At 35.1% G+C, this 20549-nt stretch carries 18 protein-coding genes and 2 pseudogenes; 18 read left to right on the plus strand and 2 right to left on the minus strand.

Translation table 11 applies throughout. The features are described from left to right. Nucleotides 1-462 precede the first annotated feature (462 nt). Nucleotides 463-2985 carry an S-layer homology domain-containing protein gene (locus tag DFO73_RS05625; RefSeq protein WP_110063802.1) on the plus strand — a complete coding sequence of 841 codons (2523 nt, stop codon included), beginning with the start codon at nucleotides 463-465 and terminating at the stop codon, nucleotides 2983-2985. 200 nt (nucleotides 2986-3185) lie between these two features. Here DFO73_RS05625 and DFO73_RS05630 read toward each other — a convergent pair whose 3' ends face one another. Both DFO73_RS05630 and DFO73_RS05635 read right to left on the minus strand, forming a co-directional pair. Next, nucleotides 3186-3443 (minus strand): helix-turn-helix domain-containing protein, encoded by a 258-nt coding sequence (locus DFO73_RS05630; RefSeq protein WP_110063803.1) that lies wholly within the window; start codon nucleotides 3441-3443, stop codon nucleotides 3186-3188. A gap of 427 nt (nucleotides 3444-3870) precedes the next feature. Then, on the minus strand, nucleotides 3871-4650 hold the full coding sequence (locus DFO73_RS05635; RefSeq protein WP_110063804.1) for an SGNH/GDSL hydrolase family protein: 780 nt from the start codon (nucleotides 4648-4650) through the stop codon (nucleotides 3871-3873). A 574-nt stretch (nucleotides 4651-5224) separates the two neighbouring features. Here DFO73_RS05635 and DFO73_RS05640 point away from each other — a divergent pair. From DFO73_RS05640 to DFO73_RS05720, 17 genes and pseudogenes are all read left to right on the plus strand, one after another. Then, nucleotides 5225-5971 carry a YveK family protein gene (locus DFO73_RS05640; RefSeq protein WP_110063805.1) on the plus strand — a complete coding sequence of 249 codons (747 nt, stop codon included), beginning with the start codon at nucleotides 5225-5227 and terminating at the stop codon, nucleotides 5969-5971. Beyond that, nucleotides 5961-6668, plus strand: a complete 708-nt coding sequence (locus tag DFO73_RS05645; protein ID WP_110063806.1) for a CpsD/CapB family tyrosine-protein kinase — start codon at nucleotides 5961-5963, stop codon at nucleotides 6666-6668. The genes DFO73_RS05640 and DFO73_RS05645 overlap by 11 nt, the downstream gene beginning before the upstream one ends. 98 nt (nucleotides 6669-6766) lie before the next feature. After that, complete coding sequence (locus DFO73_RS05650) at nucleotides 6767-7531, plus strand: tyrosine-protein phosphatase (protein WP_110063807.1); 765 nt, start codon at nucleotides 6767-6769, stop codon at nucleotides 7529-7531. Between the two features lie 402 nt (nucleotides 7532-7933). Then, a complete protein-coding gene (locus DFO73_RS05655) occupies nucleotides 7934-9754 on the plus strand; it encodes a polysaccharide biosynthesis protein (RefSeq protein ID WP_110063808.1) in 1821 nt (606 codons plus the stop codon). Nucleotides 9755-9767: 13 nt separating this feature from the next. Beyond that, a pseudogene (galU, locus tag DFO73_RS05660) lies at nucleotides 9768-10651 on the plus strand (UTP--glucose-1-phosphate uridylyltransferase GalU). Nucleotides 10652-11019: 368 nt separating this feature from the next. Continuing rightward, nucleotides 11020-11163 (plus strand): prepilin-type N-terminal cleavage/methylation domain-containing protein, encoded by a 144-nt coding sequence (locus tag DFO73_RS05665; protein WP_110063809.1) that lies wholly within the window; start codon nucleotides 11020-11022, stop codon nucleotides 11161-11163. Between the two features lie 509 nt (nucleotides 11164-11672). After that, nucleotides 11673-12050 carry a PglD-related sugar-binding protein gene (locus DFO73_RS05670; protein WP_110063810.1) on the plus strand — a complete coding sequence of 126 codons (378 nt, stop codon included), beginning with the start codon at nucleotides 11673-11675 and terminating at the stop codon, nucleotides 12048-12050. A gap of 150 nt (nucleotides 12051-12200) precedes the next feature. Next, complete coding sequence (locus tag DFO73_RS05675; RefSeq protein WP_110063811.1) at nucleotides 12201-12881, plus strand: sugar transferase; 681 nt, start codon at nucleotides 12201-12203, stop codon at nucleotides 12879-12881. Beyond that, the gene (locus DFO73_RS05680) at nucleotides 12878-13672 is read left to right on the plus strand and encodes an NAD-dependent epimerase/dehydratase family protein (protein ID WP_110063812.1); all 795 of its coding nucleotides are present in this window, start codon (nucleotides 12878-12880) and stop codon (nucleotides 13670-13672) included. The genes DFO73_RS05675 and DFO73_RS05680 overlap by 4 nt, the downstream gene beginning before the upstream one ends. Before the next feature lie 21 nt (nucleotides 13673-13693). Next, nucleotides 13694-14470 carry a glycosyltransferase gene (locus DFO73_RS05685; RefSeq protein ID WP_110063813.1) on the plus strand — a complete coding sequence of 259 codons (777 nt, stop codon included), beginning with the start codon at nucleotides 13694-13696 and terminating at the stop codon, nucleotides 14468-14470. Between the two features lie 21 nt (nucleotides 14471-14491). Beyond that, nucleotides 14492-15559, plus strand: a complete 1068-nt coding sequence (locus DFO73_RS05690) for a glycosyltransferase (protein WP_110063814.1) — start codon at nucleotides 14492-14494, stop codon at nucleotides 15557-15559. Continuing rightward, nucleotides 15556-16740, plus strand: a complete 1185-nt coding sequence (locus DFO73_RS05695; RefSeq protein ID WP_110063815.1) for a glycosyltransferase — start codon at nucleotides 15556-15558, stop codon at nucleotides 16738-16740. The genes DFO73_RS05690 and DFO73_RS05695 overlap by 4 nt, the downstream gene beginning before the upstream one ends. 18 nt (nucleotides 16741-16758) lie before the next feature. Next, the gene (locus DFO73_RS05700; RefSeq protein WP_110063816.1) at nucleotides 16759-17178 is read left to right on the plus strand and encodes a serine O-acetyltransferase; all 420 of its coding nucleotides are present in this window, start codon (nucleotides 16759-16761) and stop codon (nucleotides 17176-17178) included. A 29-nt stretch (nucleotides 17179-17207) separates the two neighbouring features. Beyond that, entirely contained in the window at nucleotides 17208-18593 is a 1386-nt protein-coding gene (wzy, locus tag DFO73_RS05705; RefSeq protein ID WP_110063817.1) for an O-antigen polysaccharide polymerase Wzy, read from the plus strand. 39 nt (nucleotides 18594-18632) lie between these two features. Continuing rightward, entirely contained in the window at nucleotides 18633-20090 is a 1458-nt protein-coding gene (gene wzx, locus DFO73_RS05710; RefSeq protein WP_110063818.1) for an O-unit flippase-like protein, read from the plus strand. Nucleotides 20091-20104: 14 nt separating this feature from the next. Beyond that, nucleotides 20105-20265: pseudogene (locus tag DFO73_RS05715) on the plus strand (sugar phosphate nucleotidyltransferase); the annotation flags it as partial. A 31-nt stretch (nucleotides 20266-20296) separates the two neighbouring features. Beyond that, nucleotides 20297-20521, plus strand: a complete 225-nt coding sequence (locus tag DFO73_RS05720; protein WP_110063819.1) for a hypothetical protein — start codon at nucleotides 20297-20299, stop codon at nucleotides 20519-20521. The last annotated feature ends 28 nt before the right edge of the window (nucleotides 20522-20549 follow it).

The following is a 20549-nucleotide window of genomic DNA, read 5'->3' on the forward strand; positions in this document are numbered from 1 at the left end:
ATGAGGAGATTTTTTTGAATTTTACATTTACGTAACAAAATAGGTCATATTACTGCAATAATTGTCAAAATACCAAACTATTTAGCTATAAAATTTGAAAAAAAGGTGATTATTTTCTATCAAAACTTGTGTTATTATGTAAAAACATGATAAATTAGTAATACTTTCCTGTTGAATTATTTGTAATATTGGTTAGAATTAGATTTACAGGTAAGTTAATCCAATCAATATAAAATAATCCATAAGAGAAAAATATTGACTATTTTTTGAGGGTCAATTATACTAAACTCTGTATTGTTTGGGTAACTTATTTTTGAATACCTTGTAAAGCTAGTATTAGAGAACTAATAGGTTGAAAAATACATAACTGGAACCGAATGAATAAGTTTGGAATCTGGCAATCTATGAATGTCTTATATGCTGGCAAATAACTAAGATAAATAAAGGGAGGAAATGTGATTTATGGCTTACCAATCTAAAAATCACCGTAAATTTTTAGCAACTTCTTTAACAGCAGCTATGGTTGCTACTGCAGTTGCACCAGCAGCTTCTTTCGCTGCAAGCTTTCCTGATGTACAGGACAACAACTTCTATGCTCCTTACGTTAACCAACTTGCTGATGCAGGTATCATCGAAGGTATGCCTAACGGCGAATTCGGCCTTCGTGAAAAAGTAACTCGTGCACAAGCTGCAAAAATGGTTTCTCTAATCCGTGACCTAGATCTTAATGCAGCTGCAGCTTCTTTCGAAGATGTTAAGCAAGATGCTTGGTATGCAAAGTATATCAACGCTCTATATGCTGAGAAATTAGTTGACGGTGTAACTGAAACTGAGTTTGCTCCTAACGGAACACTTACTCGCGCTCAATTCGCTAAATTAGTTGTTGATGCATACGGCTTAGAACTTCAAGCAGATGCAAAAACACCTTTCACTGATGTTAAAGAAGGTGTTTGGTATACTGACTACATCAAAACTCTTTATGCTAACGACCTAATCAACGGTAAAACACCTACAACTTTCGAGCCAAACGCAACAATCGATCGTGCTGACTTCGCTAAGTTGTTAGTTGATGCTGATCTTGAGTTTGGATTTACTCTTGGAAACCCAGCTGTAACTGGAGTTAGTGCTGTTAGCCCTAACACTTTAAAACTTGAGGGTACAGCTCTTAAAAACATTAAAGCTAGTGACCTTTCTGTTGAAGGTAATAAAGTTACTGCCGTTACACCAAGTGCAGATGGGAAAAGCGCTCTTATTACTTTAGAAGGAAGCATCGCTCCTAACACTGAAGTGACTTTGAAAGCAACCCTTAATGGAACAACTAAAGAATTTACTGTAAAATTTGAATATAAAGTTGAAAAGGCAACTGTTAATGCTGGTCTTTTCGATGACGACACAAAAGGACAAAAAGTTACTTTTAAAATTAACAGTGAGTCAAGTGCTGCAAGTGTAGACTACTTAAAATTAGCTGGTTATACTGTTAAATTTGTTGCTGTAGATAGCGACGGCGCTTCTGCAGATATCTTTAAAGATAACACTACAGGTGAACTTAAAGATAGCTTAACAAAAGGTGACTATGAAGTAGAAGTACAAGTAACAAAAGGCGGTACTTTAGTTAAGTCAGAAAGAGAAACAATTTCTGTTGTTAATTTAGAGCAAGTTGCTACTGCAGTTAAATCTGTTGAACTTACAAATGGAAAAGGATTTGTAATGAACAGCAAGACACTAGTTGCTGGAGAAACTGCTGATGTTACAGAAGTAATTTCTACTATCGCTGGTGATGATGTTGACGCTACTGCAAATGCAACAGTTGAGTCATCTAACCAAGCTGCTGTATCTGTTTCTGGAAAGACTTTAACTGCAAACGCTGCAGGTAAAGCTACAATCACAGTTACTGTAGGTAATTCAAAATCTACATTTGACGTAACTGTTACTAATTCAGTTCGTAAAGTTACTAAGGTTGCTCCATCTACAAGCTCTGTAAAGTTAATCACAGGAAAAACTACTGATGTATCTGTAATAGTAACTGACCAGTACGGTGATCCGTTCAACACAAATGAAAACGGAAAAAATGAGCTTGAGGAAGTTGTACCTTCAGTTCTAGCTGGTTCTTATGACCTTGACACAAATAACGAAGGTAAAGTAACATTAACTTTGACTGCAGGTTCAAACGCTGGAACTGGTACTCTCTATTTTAAAGATGCTAATAACAACGTTCTTGGTTCTTTCAATGTACAAGTAACTAAAGTTGATAATGTTGGTACTTCTAAGTTAGAGCTAAAGACTCTTGCTAATCAGTCTAAGGACAATACTCTAGATGTGAACAACGATAAAGACAATAAAGTAACTTATGCATTAAATAAGTACACTACTGAAGGCGTATACAATGGGTCTATTGATTTAGCCGCTGGAAATTATTCAGTAGAATCTTTAAAAGCTACTGTTGCTACTGCTGCTATTTCAGGTACTGACCTAACAATTACTGCAAAAGGAAAAGGTCAAACAGATGTTGTACTAAAAGATTCAGCTGGAGCAGTTGTTGGTAAAATTACGATTACAGTAGTTGATGAGCAAATCACAATTACTAAAGTTGATTTCAAGGCGACAAGCACTGTTGATTATATCGGCGAAACTATTAATATTAACGATGTGTTCGATATCGTTGCTAGCGATGATGATGAAATCGTTAAAGGTATTACATTATCTAAATCTACTCTTCATAAAGTTAGAATTGAGAGCGATGGAGATCTATACCTAGATACAGATGGAGATGGCCAATTCAACAATGACGATGTTCAATTAGCCACAGTTACAGCTGAAGTAGCAACAGGTGCTACTGGTCTTGCCGTTGGAACTTTTGATCCTGTTACTGGTATCTCAACTACAGCATCAGGCCAAAAAGGAACTATTATTTTCAAAGTTATGGAAGATAGCAGCGATGCTACAACTGCAATTGCCTCAACTTCAGTAACTGTTAATGTAAAATAAGTTTTAATAAAAAGCCTCTTGGGTAACCAAGAGGCTTTATTTATATTAAAATAACCTTGTACTAGACCTAGGGCTATATAGCTTTCAAGATGATATTAAAAACCCTCTCCGGCTAATACTTTTTGTTCGCTAATCAAATAATCGGAATTAGGAGTAGTTTTGATGTCATAAGTTAAACAAAGAGCCTGACCCCACACACATTAAAGGGTTAAAGTGAACTTTGTCATCTTAAGTTTCATTTTCTCTTCTTGAGAGAGCTCTGCTTCTTCTTTTGTCCTTCCACGATTATCTTTAAGCGCCTCATCTCCACCATTTTCGTACTTCCTAACCCATTGATATACCTGTTGATAGGAGACTTCATAAGCCTCAGCTGTTTTCTTAAAATCTTTTCCGTTCCCTAAGCAATCCAGTACAATTTGAATACGTTCAACCCAAGTAGTATTTCTACCTTTAGTCATAGAGTGCACCCTTCCTTTCGACGTATCCTTTAACTCTTTATGACTATTATACTTGTTAATCCACTTCCGAAGGGCAGCTCGACTTGAGATTCCATTGAGAGTATTCCCCCGATAAGTAATCCTGCACAGCTGCCTCTTTTAACTCTTTAGAATATGACTTCCACGTTCTAGAGTTTTCAAATTCATTTACTCCATCTCTCTCAAATATCTCTACCCAGTTCTATAAGGTAACTTTAGGGATATTATATCTTTCAGTCAGTTCTTTAACTGTAAAATCTGCTTTCTTATAGGCTGATACTACTTCATTCTTAAAGTTACTTGAATAAAATTTATTGGACATAAAAAGCTCCCCCAAGACAAAACAGATTTTTATTTTTTAATCTGTCTACTTTAGGGGGAGCATGCCATCCCGGTCAGCTTCTTTCGTTTATTTACTTATAAAATACTCCACCATATAATCCGCCCAAATCTCATGCCCTTTCTCACTTGGCTGGCTATTATCAGCTGAAAGATATTCAGTAAGCTCCTGATTATCCTGATCCGGCCAAGTTGTCCAATGATCCAGATACGTTACATTGTTTTCTTCAGCAAACTCTTTCAGGTTTTGGACCTGTATCGGGTAATATTGCGAGTTGTATAATGGGTGAGCCGGCTGGATGATGAATGTTGTTTCTGGGTTTGCACTTTCGACATCCTCCAGGACATTTTTCGTGTTTGCCAGGGAGTCTTCGATGGCTACTGCGCCGTTATCCTTTAGGATAAATGATTCAAGAATCACCAGGTCAGGTTGTGCATCAATGATGTCTTGTTGTTTGTTGTCGGATGTATAGGAAAGAGAGTTAAGATCGTAGCTGTTAATGGATATTTCGATAACAGATTCACCAAACTCTTGCTGTAATTGTGTTTTCAGGATTTCCGGCCATGAAGCTGGGCCTTCTCCTAATGCTCCGGAACCTACAATTTGGATCTTAAAAGGTTTTCCTTCTGCTAGACGCTTTTCAAGAACTTTTTTACTTTCAACCGGCCAGTTGGCAGCGAGCTGTAAAACTTCCTCAGATGCGCTATCTATTGAAGAGCCTTTAGCCTCTGTCTGCATTTGAGCGGCTTCCGGCATGATGACCGTGGTCTTTTCCTTCCAGTGCAAATTGCCTACTATTAAAATTACTACACAGCCAATGGCTAATATAGTAGTAAGAAATGCTTTCAATTTTTTTTTGCCTCCTATATTAATAGAGTGAAGGGATTCTTCTATTTAAATTATGACAAGAATCAACCTTTATGACAACAGGTTTTGACAATAAACCCGGTAATTCTACAATTTCTTCTATTATATATAGCGGGAAGTCAGTCAGGGAAAATATGGTCGAAATTTAGGTGTATTTTCTCATTTTGCAGTTTATGGAATAAATGGGTTTAATCTATCAGTATAAGGGAATTAAGGTATATGTAGAGGTACGGGGTAGGGGGAACTGTATACATAAAATGAGGTGTCAGAAAAAATTAAATTTGACTTAACTCTTTTAATTAAGTAAAGAAATTGTTATATTTTTAATCGTTATGTCTTTTAAAAATTAGCAGTTCATGAGAAATTTAGGTTGTCTATGTAATTTATGCCAAATATAAATATTGTCTATTAAATCTTGTAACAGTTTTGTTACAATTAGTCAGGAAATACAAAATAGGCCTATATACGGCTAATTATTGACAATTTTGACCAATATCCACGACTTTTTGTGCTATAATACTATCAGCATTTTACCCTTTTTAATCAGGAGGAAACCATGGAGGAAACAATTAGTTTAAAAGAATTATTGGCAACATTGCGGAAGAGGATTCTTTTGATTCTTTCTCTTACATTTGTTGCGGTTCTAACAAGCGGTATTATCAGCTTTTATTTCTTAACTCCCATCTACCAGACTTCGACACAGCTTCTTGTCAACCAAGCCAAAAACGATCAGCCTGTATACAATCCCGGCGAAATCCAAACCAATCTTCAGTTGATTAATACGTATAACGTTATCATAAAAAGTCCAGCGATTCTTGATCTTGTTATTGATAAGCTTGATTTGGATATGACAACAGATCAGCTGAATTCGAAGATTACGGTTGGAAGCCAAAAGGATTCCCAGGTGGTAGCGATCACCGTAGAGCATCCTGATCCGAAATTGGCTGCCGATATTGCGAACACGACAGCAAGTGTGTTTCACAGAGAAATTAAAGAGATCATGAATATTGATAATGTAACTATTTTGGCTAAAGCGGAAGTAAAAGATAACATGTCTCCAATTAAACCCCAGCCAGTATTAAATATCGCGATTGCCTTAGTGGTAGGTTTAATGGCGGGAGTAGGACTGGCGTTATTACTAGAGTACTTTGATAACAGTATCAAAGATGAGCAGGATATAGAGAGACATCTAGACTTGCCGATTCTCGGCGTTATATCCATTATTGAAGATTCGAAGAACCCAAATAGCCGTAATGAAAGAGCAAAGGGCGTAACAAGGGCAGGTGGCGAAAATGCTATTTAAAAAGAAGCCAAAGAAAATAATGAGAGACAATAATAAGCGTAAGCTAGTAACCATCTCTAGCCCGAAGTCGCCTGTTTCGGAACAATATAGAACAGTAAGAACCAATATTCAGTTTTCATCCATTGATCAGGAACTGAAATCCATCATGGTTACGTCTTCAGGTCCTGGTGAAGGGAAATCTACGACTGTTTCCAACCTGGCTGTCGTGTTTGCAAACCAGGGGAAAAAAGTGCTGTTAGTGGATGCTGACTTACGCAAGCCGACCGCACACTATACATTTGACGTTAATAACATCACAGGATTAACAAATGTTCTCACAAAGAGTGCAACCTTAGAAAAAGCAGTATCAGCAACCAGAGAACCAAATTTATTTGTACTTGCAAGCGGTCCTGTGCCGCCAAATCCTGCTGAACTCCTTGGTTCAAAAGCGATGGAAGAATTCCTGGAAGAATCGTATCAAGAATTCGACCTTGTCCTATTTGATACGCCACCAGTGTTAGCTGTTGCGGATGCACAAATTTTAGCAAATCAGTGTGACGGCTCCATCCTGGTAACTCGGAGCGGAGAAACAGAAATCGATCAAGCTATTAAAGCAAGGGAACTATTGCAATCAACAAAGAGCAAGCTTTTAGGAGCTATTTTAAACAACAAAAAGCTTCAAAGTTCCCAATACTACTACTATTACGGTAGAAAGTGACAAATTCAGACAATTTACACTCCTTTACCCAACTAACGTAATAGGTTATAGTTAAATAGTCCTGCAAAACTTGTATTTAATTGGAAAGGGTGTTTGCGATGATTGATATTCATTGTCATATATTGCCTGGCATAGATGATGGAGCTAAGCATATGAGTGAAACCTTAGTGATGGCTGAAAAGGCTGTTCAGGAAGGAATCGACACCATCATCGCAACCCCTCACCATAAAAATGAGAATTACGAAAATGAAAAGGAAGATATTCTTGTTAAGGTTGATGAAGTCAACAAGGCTTTTAGCAAAGAGGGAATCTCTTTAAAAGTTTTAGCCGGCCAGGAAACGCGGATTTTCGGAGAGTTTCTTGAAGAATTTGAAGCTGGGAAAATATTAACCTTGGCAGATTCAAGCTATGTGTTCATAGAGCTCCCGTCCGGTCATGTACCGAGATATACGGAAAAGCTAGTTTATGATATTCAAATGAAGGGTTTGACTCCGATCATTGTCCATCCTGAGCGGAATTCTGAAATGGTGGAACGTCCGGATCTGGTCTATCAGCTTGTAAAATCAGGAGCACTAACCCAAGTAACTGCAGCCAGTCTTTGTGGCCAATTTGGGAAAAAGATTAAGAGTTTCTCGCAGCAATTAATTGAAGCAAACTTAACGCATTTCGTTGCATCTGATGCCCATAACACGAAGAACCGCACATTTAAAATGGCGGAAGCCTTCGATCTGATCGAATCCAGATATGGAGTCGATATGGTTTATCTGTTCACTGAAAATGCAGAGTTATTGGTTGAAGGACAGAATGTTATGAGAGAAATACCTGAACAAATTAAGAAGAAAAAGTTTTTTGGGATTTTCTAAGAAAAAATTAGTTCTTAGTCTGAAATAAAATTTTTAGTCCAACCGGTTCAATTTTTTGAGCGGTTTATATCTTAAAATAACAGTAAGGTAATTAAAAGGTAATTATACAGTTATTCCGTATTAGGCGATGCCTCCTTGCCGTTATCAAAGGAGACACTCGATTATGCTGTGGGAGTCCGTTCTCCTTAGGCCCAAGTGGCCGCTGGCATAATGTGAGGGCGGGTTCGATGCCCGAAATTTTTATTTATTTTGGTTTTTTTAAGCCAAGCCTAATAGATATCTAATGCTAGTACAGGAGTCTTCCTGTTTTACCATTAGGTATTTATTTTTTGTCCGTACGCATCCATTATGTTGAAAAAATAGGAATTTTTGAACTTATATATCTTAAAGGAGGCTATTTGATTGACGTACCAAAAACGGCTGACATTTTTAATTTTATTGGATTCTCTAATTGTGTTATCGGCAATTTATCTCAGTTATTTAATCCTTCATCCAACTTTTCAAATATTTAAATATGAAACGCTGCTAGTCACATCCATTACCCTGCTGCTGAGCCACCATCTATTTGCCTCCATGTACCGTCTCTACAACAAAGCATGGGAGTATGCAAGTGTAGGCGAGCTCATGACAATCGTGAAAGCAGTAACCCTTTCGATCATGGCGACTGGTTTCATCCAGTTATTAATCATAAACAATATCTATGTTAGAGCATTGGGTCTTGCGTGGATGCTTCATGTGTTATTAATTGGCGGTTCACGATTCTCTTGGCGGATTTACCGTGATCGATATATCAAGCCCCAGGTGGAGCAAAAGCGTGCACTCATTATTGGAGCAGGTGCTGCAGGCACCATGCTGGTAAGGCAGCTGCTTAAAAACTCGGACGCAGGCATAAAGCCGGTAGCGTTTATCGATGATGACCCGAGAAAGTATAAATTGCATATACTTGGTCTACCCGTAGTGGGAGATTCTAAACGCATTGCAAAGACAGTTGAAACATTAAACGTGGATAAAATCATTATCGCTATTCCTTCTCTAAGTAAAGAAGAAATGAAGCGTATTTTTGAAGAATGCTCAGGTACAAAAGCCAAGACAGTTATTATGCCAATGATGGAAGATGTCATGCTTGGCAAAGTGTCCGTAAACCAGTTCCGCGATGTCCAGGTAGAAGACCTCCTGGGCCGCGAGCCGGTCGAACTGGATATTGAGAGCATTTCGAAAAAATTGACTGGAAAAACCATTCTCGTTACAGGCGCGGGCGGATCGATCGGATCAGAAATCTGCCGCCAGGTATGCAAGTTCCAGCCGAAGAAAATCCTTCTATTGGGACATGGGGAAAACTCGATTTACCAGATTGATATGGAGCTAAGAAATAAACATAAAGATAAGATTGAAATTAGTCCCGTTATCGCTGATATCCAGGATCGGGCCCGAATATTTGAAGTCCTTGAAACGCATAAGCCAGATGTTGTGTATCATGCAGCAGCCCATAAGCACGTGCCTTTGATGGAGTACAATCCGAAAGAAGCTGTGAAGAACAATGTGCTTGGGACGAAGAATGTAGCAGAAGCGGCTGACACATTTGGCGTTGGGACCTTTGTTTTGGTTTCCTCTGATAAAGCTGTTAATCCAACAAACGTAATGGGATCCACAAAGCGGATTGCGGAAATGGTTATTCAGGAATTGGATAAGCATAGCAAGACAAAGTTTGTCGCCGTACGATTCGGGAATGTGTTAGGGAGCCGCGGCAGTGTTATTCCACTGTTTAAAAAGCAAATACAGGCTGGTGGCCCGGTGACGGTTACCCACCCGGATATGACAAGATATTTTATGACCATACCGGAAGCATCAAGACTTGTGATGCAGGCGGGTACGTTGGCCCGCGGCGGAGAGATATTTGTTCTGGACATGGGCGAGCCGGTAAAGATTGTAGACCTCGCGAAAAACCTGATCCGGTTATCAGGCTATACAATAGAAGAAATCGGCATCAACTTCTCGGGCATCCGGCCAGGAGAGAAAATGTATGAAGAGCTGCTTGGAGAGAAAGAAGTTCATAAAGAAGCGGTGTTTCCGAAAATCTTTATTGGAAAGGCTGTTCTGGAACAGGAATATGAAGTTCATTACTTAATAGAAAAATTTGATCGAATGTCTGCTAGTGAGATTAGTGAATTTGTATTGAACTTGGCCAATAAAAGAAAAAACAATGTTTTATTGATGGCTGAATAAGGGGGAGATTTGTATGAAAAAAGTACGGAAAGCCATTATCCCTGCCGCCGGATTAGGGACAAGATTTCTGCCCGCAACAAAGGCAATGCCAAAGGAAATGCTGCCGATCGTCGATAAACCGACCATTCAATACATCGTGGAAGAGGCTGTCGCTTCGGGAATTGAAGATATTATTATCGTAACAGGTAAAGGAAAAAGAGCAATTGAAGACCATTTCGACAATTCCTTTGAGCTAGAAGAAAACCTGATCAAAAACAAAAGTTTGATCTGCTTGAAAAGGTAAAAGAGCCTTCAAAAGTAGATATTCATTATATAAGGCAGAAAGAACCTAAAGGACTTGGCCATGCTGTTTGGTGTGCAAGGAAATTTATCGGGGATGAGCCCTTTGCGGTGCTCCTGGGTGATGACATCGTACAAAGCGATACTCCATGCTTGCGTCAGCTGATGGATGAGCATGAAAGGACGCTTTCATCGGTGATTGGGGTGCAGACAGTAGCGGAAGAAGAAACACATCGTTACGGAATCATTGATCCTTCGGATCAAATTGGACGCAGATACCTGGTTAATAACTTCGTAGAAAAACCAAAGCAAGGAACTGCTCCTTCCAATCTGGCTATTATGGGTCGTTATATTTTGACTCCAGAGATATTCATGTTCCTGGAACAGCAAGAGCTTGGTGCTGGAGGGGAAGTACAGCTTACAGATGCGATTCAGAAGCTGAACCAGATTCAGCGTGTGTTTGCTTATGACTTTGAAGGTGTCCGCTATGATGTAGGTGAGAAGTTTGGGTTTATAAAAACAACAATTGAAATGGCTCTTAAAGATGATAGCCTGAAAGATGAATTGATTCGTTTTATGGATGAAAGGCTTAGTGAATTAAAAATCATCGAGAGTTAAGGTAGAAGCAATTTAATATGATCATGAAAATTCTAGATATGCCTTTGAATATCGGGTGTATCTAGAGTTTTTGTGTTTTTTGCAAGTAATTGTTCCCTTTTTCAAGGAAGGCACTCGGCTATGATGTGGGTTGGGATGGACCTTAGATTCGATGGTTGTCGGGAGTATGGCGTGAGGTGAGGTTGGATGCCCTGGTTGTTTTTTTAGGCGGGTTTCTTCCTATTATAAGTTTATAGGGTACGGAGGAGATATTTGCGATATATTTTTTTGTTTAAGAGATTATAGTGAATGGAGGAGAGCTTTTCGAGCTTTTCTATAATAAGCTGAATTTTTTTGAGGAATGGTAATCCAGTAAGGAGGAAAGGAAGGTGATTTTGAGTGATAAAAAAGGGTTTACATTTGTAGAAGTAATTGCGGTTATTGCTATTGTAGGTATAGCTGCAGGAATTGCGATGCCTTCTGTAGTTGGTATTATGTTGCTGAGGTGGAGAGACATTATAAAGCTTATTTAGAGTTAGAGTCTATTGAGCACTCAGAAGTGATATTTGTACAACATTTACATTCATATGATGGAGATGTTTGTCCTGGTGGTGGAGATATTAGCTATGTGGATGAGAAAGTTCAATGAAACTTGCATTCTGAGAATATAGATAATGATAGTGATTAAGAAGATGGAGGGGTGCCTTATTTGTAGGAGCAGTAGTTTGGTTCGATTGAATGGTGGTCAGGAACTGACTATCGTTGTTAGATTGAACGTTAGAAACCTTGCGGGATAAGGGTTTGAGGTGGTTTTAGTGAGAGTTATAGATTGATTGAATGGTATATATATAATAAGAAGAAACTTGGTTTAGATTGGTTTTGTAGTGAATATCTATTTCGTATATGATTGGTAGATTGAATAGATATTACGAGGTGTGTATAGGAAGTGGATAACTATTTTAGTGGTTTAGTAGTTGGTTAAAGGGCTTTATCTCTAATTAAATACTAAGCTACTAAAGAAGTAAAAATGGAGTTGATTTTCTTGGGTTCAAATTTACTTATACTCGGTGCAGGTGGTCATGGAAGAGTAGTTAAAGAAACTGCGGTTGCGGTGGGGAAATTTGATGAAATTGATTTCCTAGATGATGAATCTGATATATCAATAGGAATGTGCTATGATTATCAAAAGTTTGTTAGCAACTACACTTATGCTTTTGTTGCACTTGGGAGCAATAAGCTAAGAATGAAGTGGGTAGTAAAGTTGATGGAAGCTGGGTTTAAGATTCCAACTCTGATTGATCCCACAGCTTATATAAGTCCTTCTGCAAGTATTGCAGATGGCTCCATAATTTGTGCTAAAACAGTTATTAATAATAATGTAATAATGGAAAAGGGTTGTATCGTTAGATATGTGCATTAATAGACCACGATAGCATTGTTGGAGAGTACTGTCATATAGATACTGGTGCAATAATTAAAGCAAACAGTAATATTAAGCGACTAAAAAAGTTAGATGCAGGAATAATTTATTCCGATGAAAAACAAATTGATAAAATTGGGGTGTAAGTTAATGTATTTGAAGGTTAAAAGGTTAATAGATATTTTTCTTTCATTAATAGGACTTATTGTGTTATCGCCTATTTTTTTGTTTCTTATTATTGCAATTAAATTAGATTCTAAAGGGCCTGTGCTGTTTAAGCAAAAGCGTGTTGGAATAAATAAGACTCATTTTAATATTTTAAAGTTCCGTACTATGAGAATAGATACGCCAAAAGATACACCTACTCATTTATTAGAAAATCCAGAGCAATACATTACTAAAATGGGTAATTTTTTGAGAAAGACTTCTCTTGATGAGTTACCTCAAATTATCAATATCTTTAAGGGTGAGATGAGTATAATTGGTCCTAGACCAGCTTTATGGAACCAATATAATTTGATTGAAGAGAGGGATAAGTACGGTGCAAATGATGTGCCAGTTGGTCTGACTGGATGGGCACAGATTAATGGTAGAGACGAACTTGAAATCGATGTAAAGGCTAAACTTGATGGCGAGTACGCTGAGAATATTGGATTGTTAATGGATATTAGATGTTTCTTTGGGACAATATTTAGTGTTCTGAGAAGTGATGGTGTTGTTGAAGGTGGAACTGGGGTTAAGACCAAGACGACTTCAGCAACTTCTAATTCAACTTTAACATCAAATGGCGTGAAATCTACATCTAAAGCTGAGGAGACAGTGGCAAAATGAAAAGTATATTAATCACTGGTAAGAACAGTTACATAGGCACTTCTCTTGAGAATTGCCTCATGAGAGAACCTGATAAATATAAAGTAAGTTCTGTTACTTTGAGAGATGAGTCGTGGAAAGAAGATGACTTTAGTAAATATGATGTTATATTTCATGTAGCTGCAGTAGTTCATCAAAAGGAAAAGCCTGATATGAGAGAGTCGTACTTCAAAGTAAACAGAGATTTGCCGATTGAAGTGGCTAAAAAAGCTAAACAATCAGGAGTATCACAATTCATATTTATGAGCACAATGGCTGTTTATGGTGAAGAAGGTAAGCTCGGCGAAGAGATAGTTATCAAACGCAATACACCAGTTAATCCTAAAACGTTCTATGGTGTAAGTAAGGTAGAAGCTGAGGAAGGGCTCAACAAAATTATTAATGATAAGTTCAAGGTTGTTATTATAAGACCGCCAATGGTCTACGGTCCAAATTGTCCAGGAAATTATGCTAAGTTAGAAAAGTTAGCTATCAAATTACCTGTCTTTCCAATGATAGATAATAAACGAAGTATGCTCCATATAGATAAGCTTTGTCACTCTGTTAAAGAATACATTGATAGTGAAGTCGAAGGGTTATATTTTCCTCAGGATGATGAGTATGTGAATACAAGTTTGATGGTGAAAAAAATGGCAAATAAGAGTGGCAAGTCAATCCATTTATCAGAAACTGCAGGACTAGTTACAAAGCTGATAGGCAAAAGGATTAATTTAATAAATAAAGTTTTCGGTAGTTTGGTTTATGAAAAATAATGAAGATGGGAGTATTTATTTATGGAGCCAATAGATTTAAGCCTAGCAATTGTTACTTATAACAATTCAAAGATTATTAAAGATACAGTGATAAGCCTCGTGGAAAACATCCCTGCTGACTACTCATATAAACTGTATATTATCGATAATGAATCAAAAGACAATACTCTAGATATAGTTAGAAAAATTGAGGGAAATATTGAAATTGTTGAACTTGGAGTTAATAAAGGATTTGGCTATGGACACAATGCAATTCTTGATGTTATAAATTCAAAATATCATTTTGTTGTTAATCCTGATATTCAAATAGAAAATTCTGATCAAATAAAAAATATGATTGAGTATCTTGATAAAAACCAAGAGATAGGTATGCTATCTCCTTTGATATTAAGTCCTGATCTTTCAATTCAATATTTATGTAAAACCAATCCAACTGTTTTTGATATGTTGATTAGAAGAATATCTCCTAACCTCTTTAAGCAAAGGCAGGATAAATATGTCATGAAAGAAACCGGCTATAACAAAATTATGAAACTTGATTATGCAACTGGCTCGTTTATGGTTTTTAGAAGTGACATTTATAAAAAGTTAAAAGGTTTCGATGATGCATTTTTTATGTATTTAGAAGATGCAGATATTACAAGAAGAGTAAATCAAATATCACAAGCCATATTCTACCCTGAAGCAAGAGTTATTCATGCTTGGGAGAGAAGTGGTCATAAGAGTTTAAAATTTGCAAAAATAACAGTTCTATCCATGTTTATTTATTTTAATAAGTGGGGATGGAAGTTTATTTAGTTAAGATAAGGGGCTTAATTTATGTATCTAAGTGTGATTATTCCTGTTTATAATAGCGAAAAATATTTGTCTCATTGTATAGAAAGCATAATGAATCAGACCTTTTCTGATTTTGAAATAATATTAGTGAATGATGGTTCCGTTGATAATTCAAGAGCTATATGTGAAGATTACAGTGCAAAGTATAGTGCGATACATGCTTACACAATTAAAAATAGTGGATCAGCATACGCTAGAAACTATGGACTAGAAAAGTCGCAGGGAACTTATATTTCATTTATAGACTCGGACGACTGGATACATCCTAATATGTTTGAAAAGTTGACTTCAATTTCTAAGAAAAAAAGAACGGATATAGTTTCATGTAATTTATTAAATGTCAAAGCAGACGGTAAGGAAAATCCAGAATACAGTGATTGCACTAGCGGTTATTATGACCGTGAAAGAATAGTAAATGAAATATTCCCGTTTCTTGTAAATTCTAGTGATTTATCACAACATAAGTGGCCGATGAGAATGGTTACAAAAATTTATAATAGAGAATTCCTCATACAAAATAATGTAAGATTTGCAGATGATTTGAGAGCTGCTCAAGACTTCGTTTTTTCTGTAACTGCAATGTATTATGCTGATTCATTTTATTATTTAAAGGATGAGTTCCTTTATTATTATCGCGAAAACTTTGACTCGAGAACACATAAACATCTTCATAAAGCTTGGGATAATTATTTAAGTATGAACAATCATCTAAGGGAGCTATTAGCAGATTCAAATGTGTTTGATTTTTCAAATCAGTTAGAATTAAGCAAATTGCACGGGGTCTTATCATCTATTTCATATGTTTATAGAGATGGAAATAAGAATAGGTTTCTAGAAAAATATAAGTATACTAAAGAATTTGCAAGATTTTATAACTTAAAGGATTCAGTCAATCTGATTGATTGGGAAAAGACACCTTTAAAGAAAAAAATATTTATCTTTCTTCTGAAACATAGGATGTATTTTTTCGTAGCACTAATTGCTAATTCATACTACGTATTGATTTATAGAATTTATAAGAAAGTTTTAAAAGGAAGAGGCTTATCATGAGGAAGTTACTTTTCGTCGTTAACAATTTTAACATTGGTGGACCTCAAAAAAGTTTATTAGCTTTGTTGGATAATATAAATTATGATCTCTTTGATGTTTCCTTAATATCATTAGAGCCAGATGGTACACTGATAAAGCATTTAAATAAAAATGTAAAATTAATTCAAGTTAGTGAATTATTCACTGCATACACACTTCCGTCAAAAAACACTTTCTACTATTTTAAGATTATGTTAAAGCATAGAAAATTCTTAGCTGCAATAGACTTTTTATGGATTTTATTTAAGTTTTTACTAAATAAAGATATGAATCCAGAACGTCAAAGGTTTTGGAAAAGGCATCGTAAAGAACTTCCTGAACTAAAGGATCAATTTGATGCGTCTTTTGGAGTATCTTCAGGCTTATCAACATATTTTATTGTGGATTGTATTAAATCAGCAAAGAAATATCATTGGGTACGAGGAGATTACAGTAGAACTTCTATAGATAAGAATATTGATGAATATTATTTTAGTAAAGTAAATGGCTCTTTATCAGTATCAAAAGAATGCTCTGATATCTTTACTAATATTTTTCCTTTTATGAAAGGGAAAATGCAAGTTTTTTATAACGTTTTACCAATAAAATTTTATGAACGTACAGCATCAGTGACTAATGAGATTCCATATGATCAATCTATAAAATTCCTTACAGTTACAAGGCTTGACCTAGACAAAGGGTTGGATATTGCAGTAGATGCCTGTGAAGTATTACTTGAAAAAGGTATTGAGTTCAAATGGTATATCCTTGGGGACGGAAAATATCGAGATAAAGTAGAAAAAATAATTGAGGAAAAGAACTTAAAGAAGTATATATTTCTATTAGGGTTTAAGCTAAATACTTTCGAATATATTAAGCGTTGTGATATCTTTGTACATCCTTCAAGATCTGAGGGGAAATCAAATGCTGTAGATGAGGCGTTGTATTTAAAAAAGCCAATTGTAATTACTAATTACACTACTGTGAGAGAACAAATCACAGACAATGTTAATGGATTTATTTGTGCCATGAGTGGTGGCGAATTAGCGGATAAGATTGAATATGTTTTAAATAATATGACCAATTTGAATGAAAAACTAAGCAAAAATGCTATATACGATTATGATAAAGACCCAACTGACTTTTTTATGAACTTATTATAACAAACTGAGGTGTCAAAAATGAAAGAATCTGCTGTGCTAAGAATGTACAGAGTAGGCCATTGGCTACAAACTAAAAAAGTTCCAATACTGCCTGCTATTATTCAGAGAACGATCAGAGTTTTATTCGCATGTGAGTTACCTATGTCAGCAAAAATCGGAAAAGGTACTCAATTCTACCATAATGGATTAGGCGTTGTAATCCATGAAAAAGCTGAACTGGGAAGTAACACTCGCATTTACCAAAATGTAACAATTGGTGGAAGAGGAGGAAGAGGAGTTCCTAAAATTGGGCATAACGTATTTATTGGGTGTGGAGCATGCATACTTGGTGGAGTTGTAATAGGTGATAATGCGGTTATAGGCGCTAATACTTGTGTAATTGAAGACGTTTCACCAAATTCAGTAGTTGTTGGTCCAAAGGCTAAAGTAGTTAAATAATTGAAATATTAAAATACGAGGAGAGTTGAATGAGAAGAGGTATGGGGAAATTAGCGTCAGTATATCTTAATATTTTAGTTACTTTCATACTGCTGATTTATGCATATTTTTTAAATGTTAACCAAAGTGAAAACTGGGCAGTGATAATTAGTATTATTTCGATTGCCACTTTGTTTATACAACTTATAAGCCAAAAAAAACTTGGATTTGGAATTTATGATTTTGTCATCTATTTCTTTTTATTTAGTCATATTTTTATGTTTGGCAATATTTATTTAATTGCAATTGATAAAGCTGAGTTTATTTCATGGGGATTAATTCATAGGTATGAAATAGGTTTGTTGATAGAATCAGCGTTGTTTATATTGTGCTACTTACAGCTATTAAATCTTGGTATAGTTTGTTTTACCAAAATAAAACGTAATGATGTTAAGAATAATACTAAAATCAATCAGAGTGTTGTCAAAAAAATAGGAATAGTACTTGTCCTGATCTCATTTCCTTTCAAAATTTTTATTGATATTAAAAATGCAGTGGTGGCACAAACTGTTGGAACATATTACGCATTAGAAACACGATCAGGTATTTCGGATGACATAGCAACATTATTTGTACCTTCAATTATTTTCTTGATAAATTCTTCTTTAAATAAAAAAATTAAGAATATACTGGTAGGCATATTTATTTTATATTCTATATTAATTATGATACTTACTGGTGATCGTAGATATCAATTTATTGGAATAATTGTAGTTTTACTCAATTATTTTTATATTAACAAAATTAAATTTAAGTTATCTAAAACAATAGCATATTCAGCAATGGGTGTTTTAGTACTAAATATGTTAACTAAAATTAGTGAGATTAGACAAAATTCTCTATTATCTGTATCACAATTCTTTAGTGAATATTGGTCGAAATTCTTTTCGTTTGACTTTATCTATAAAATATTCGGTGAATTTGGGCTATCTTTCATTACCGTTGTTATCGCAATAAAGAACATTCCAACTTTAATTCCTTATCAAGGAGGTTTTAGCTTTTGGGGAGCAATTCCTTCTATATTTCCAATTGGTTGGTTATTTCCCGATTTCTTTCATAGAGTGTCAATCTTTAGAAGACTAAATGAAATTGAAGGTTACCCTGTAGGAGCATCCTTGCCTGGAGAATTATATGCGAATTTTGGATGGATTGGGTTAATTATTGCGTTTGTAACTGGTGGCTTTATAGGGAGATATATAAAGTTTGTTAGTATGGATAGTTCATTTAAGATTGCACAATATTTTTCAGTGTTTTATATACTAATTAATTTAGTAAGAGCCTCATCTTTAGAAGTTACTAGAAATATTTTTATAATAATTATTATACCGTATCTAATTTACTACTTTTTAAGGTCTATGAGAGAAAAATCTAATTAAAGTCAGTATTATTACCGCAAATGAGAGTAAGAGGTGCAAATGAGTATAAAAGTAACCAGAAAAGATATTGTTTGGAATTATACAAACCTTTTTTTAACAACAGCATTAAATATCATCTTATTACCCTTCATACTTCAAAATTTGTCTTCCGCTGAGATGGGACTTTGGTATGTATTCACATCATTTGGATTGCTAGCTGTTCTAATAGATTTTGGATTTTCTACTACTATATCAAGGAATGTAACATTTGTATGGTGTGGAGCTAAAGAAATTTCAAAAGAAGGATTTATTCAGAATACTGAAAATGAAGAACCAAATTATTACCTGCTTTTTAAACTAATTAAGACATCCAAAACTATCTATCTGATTTTAGCATTGGTTGTGTTTATTGGACTTTCAACCATGGGTTCACTTTTTATAAGTGAGGCTGCGAAAGGGCAAATAGCACAAGCGGATTATATGACTGCTTGGATAATTTATCTGCTATCAGTGGTAATGAATATATATTTTGCATATTGGATACCCCTGTTAAAAGGAATAGGCGCTATTAAAGAAAGCAATCAAGCGGTGGTATTATCAAAATTAGTACAACTATTATTAACAATAGTTGGATTGTTTATGGGATACGGTCTAATTGCAATTGCGGTAGCTTATTTTGTTGGTAATTTAGTAATGAGACTAGCAGCAATTTATCTATTTAACAAGTATGAAAATGTTAATTATAACTTATCTCAGTTCAGAAAAATTAAGATTCCAATGAAAGAAAAGAAAGATCTATTCCTTTCGGTATGGCCGAATGCATATAAACAAGGACTTATATCTTTATCAAATTTCATTCAAAAAAGAGCAAGTACGCTTATTAGTTCTGCGTATTTTGGGCTTGAAATGGCAGCAGCAGTCGGATTGACGCAGCAAATATTAGATATAATTATGTCAGTTGGTAATGCATTGTTTAATACATTCATTCCATCAATGTCTTCCGAAAGAGTAAATGGCAATGTAGAAAAATTAAAAGGTTATTTTTTGAAGGCAACAGGAATTTCTGGTTATATTATTTTATTTGGTGGACTAGCCGCAATTTTTTTATCTCCTTATTTACTAGATTTAATCAATTCGGATACTAATTTGTTGCCAGCATCTATATCACTGATACTTTTAATTGGGAATTTGTTGATAAATAATCATACGCTTTCTGGAGCTTATATAGCTACTGGAAATAGAATGCCAATGTATAAATCATATATCATCACATCTGTAATAATAATTGCACTACAATTATTATTTGTGAATTTCACATCATTTGGAATTTATGGAGTAATTATTAGTGTTCTTATTGCCAATTTACTATTTAATAATTGGTACTGGCCTATGGTATCAATTAATGAATTAAATCTAACATTAAAAGAGTATTTTAAAGGTTTATTTTATGAACCAATAAAGCTTTTAAAGGCTTTTGGGTTTTCGTTTAATAAAATAAGAAACAAGAAACACGGATGAAAGGAGTTCACTAAATGAAGGAGGGCATTATATTAGCAGGAGGATCTGGAACAAGATTATACCCACTTACAATGGTAACAAGTAAACAGCTTTTGCTGTATACGATAAACGAATGATATACTATCCGCTTTCAGTCCTCATGCTGGCTGGCATTAAAGATATTCTGTGTATAACAAAGGTGGATAGCAGAATAAATAGAACCTGGTGTGAATGGTTTTCTGGTTGAAGATGAAGAGGAAATTAAAGAAAAAATTATTCAATTTTATAATGATAGAGACTTACTTGATAATTTTTCAGGTAATTCTATAAAAGTTTTAAAACAAAAATTTTCTTTAAACAAGCATTTTGAAGAAATCGAAAAAGATTTATCTGTCAATGAAATAAATCATCTTACAAATAATGATTATAATTTATTTAATAAGAGTTATTGAATTCAAAAAAATATAAACACTAAATAAT

Origin of the sequence: Cytobacillus oceanisediminis (assembly GCF_003182355.1) — a bacterium.
Taxonomy (GTDB): domain Bacteria; phylum Bacillota; class Bacilli; order Bacillales; family Cytobacillaceae; genus Cytobacillus; species Cytobacillus oceanisediminis_A.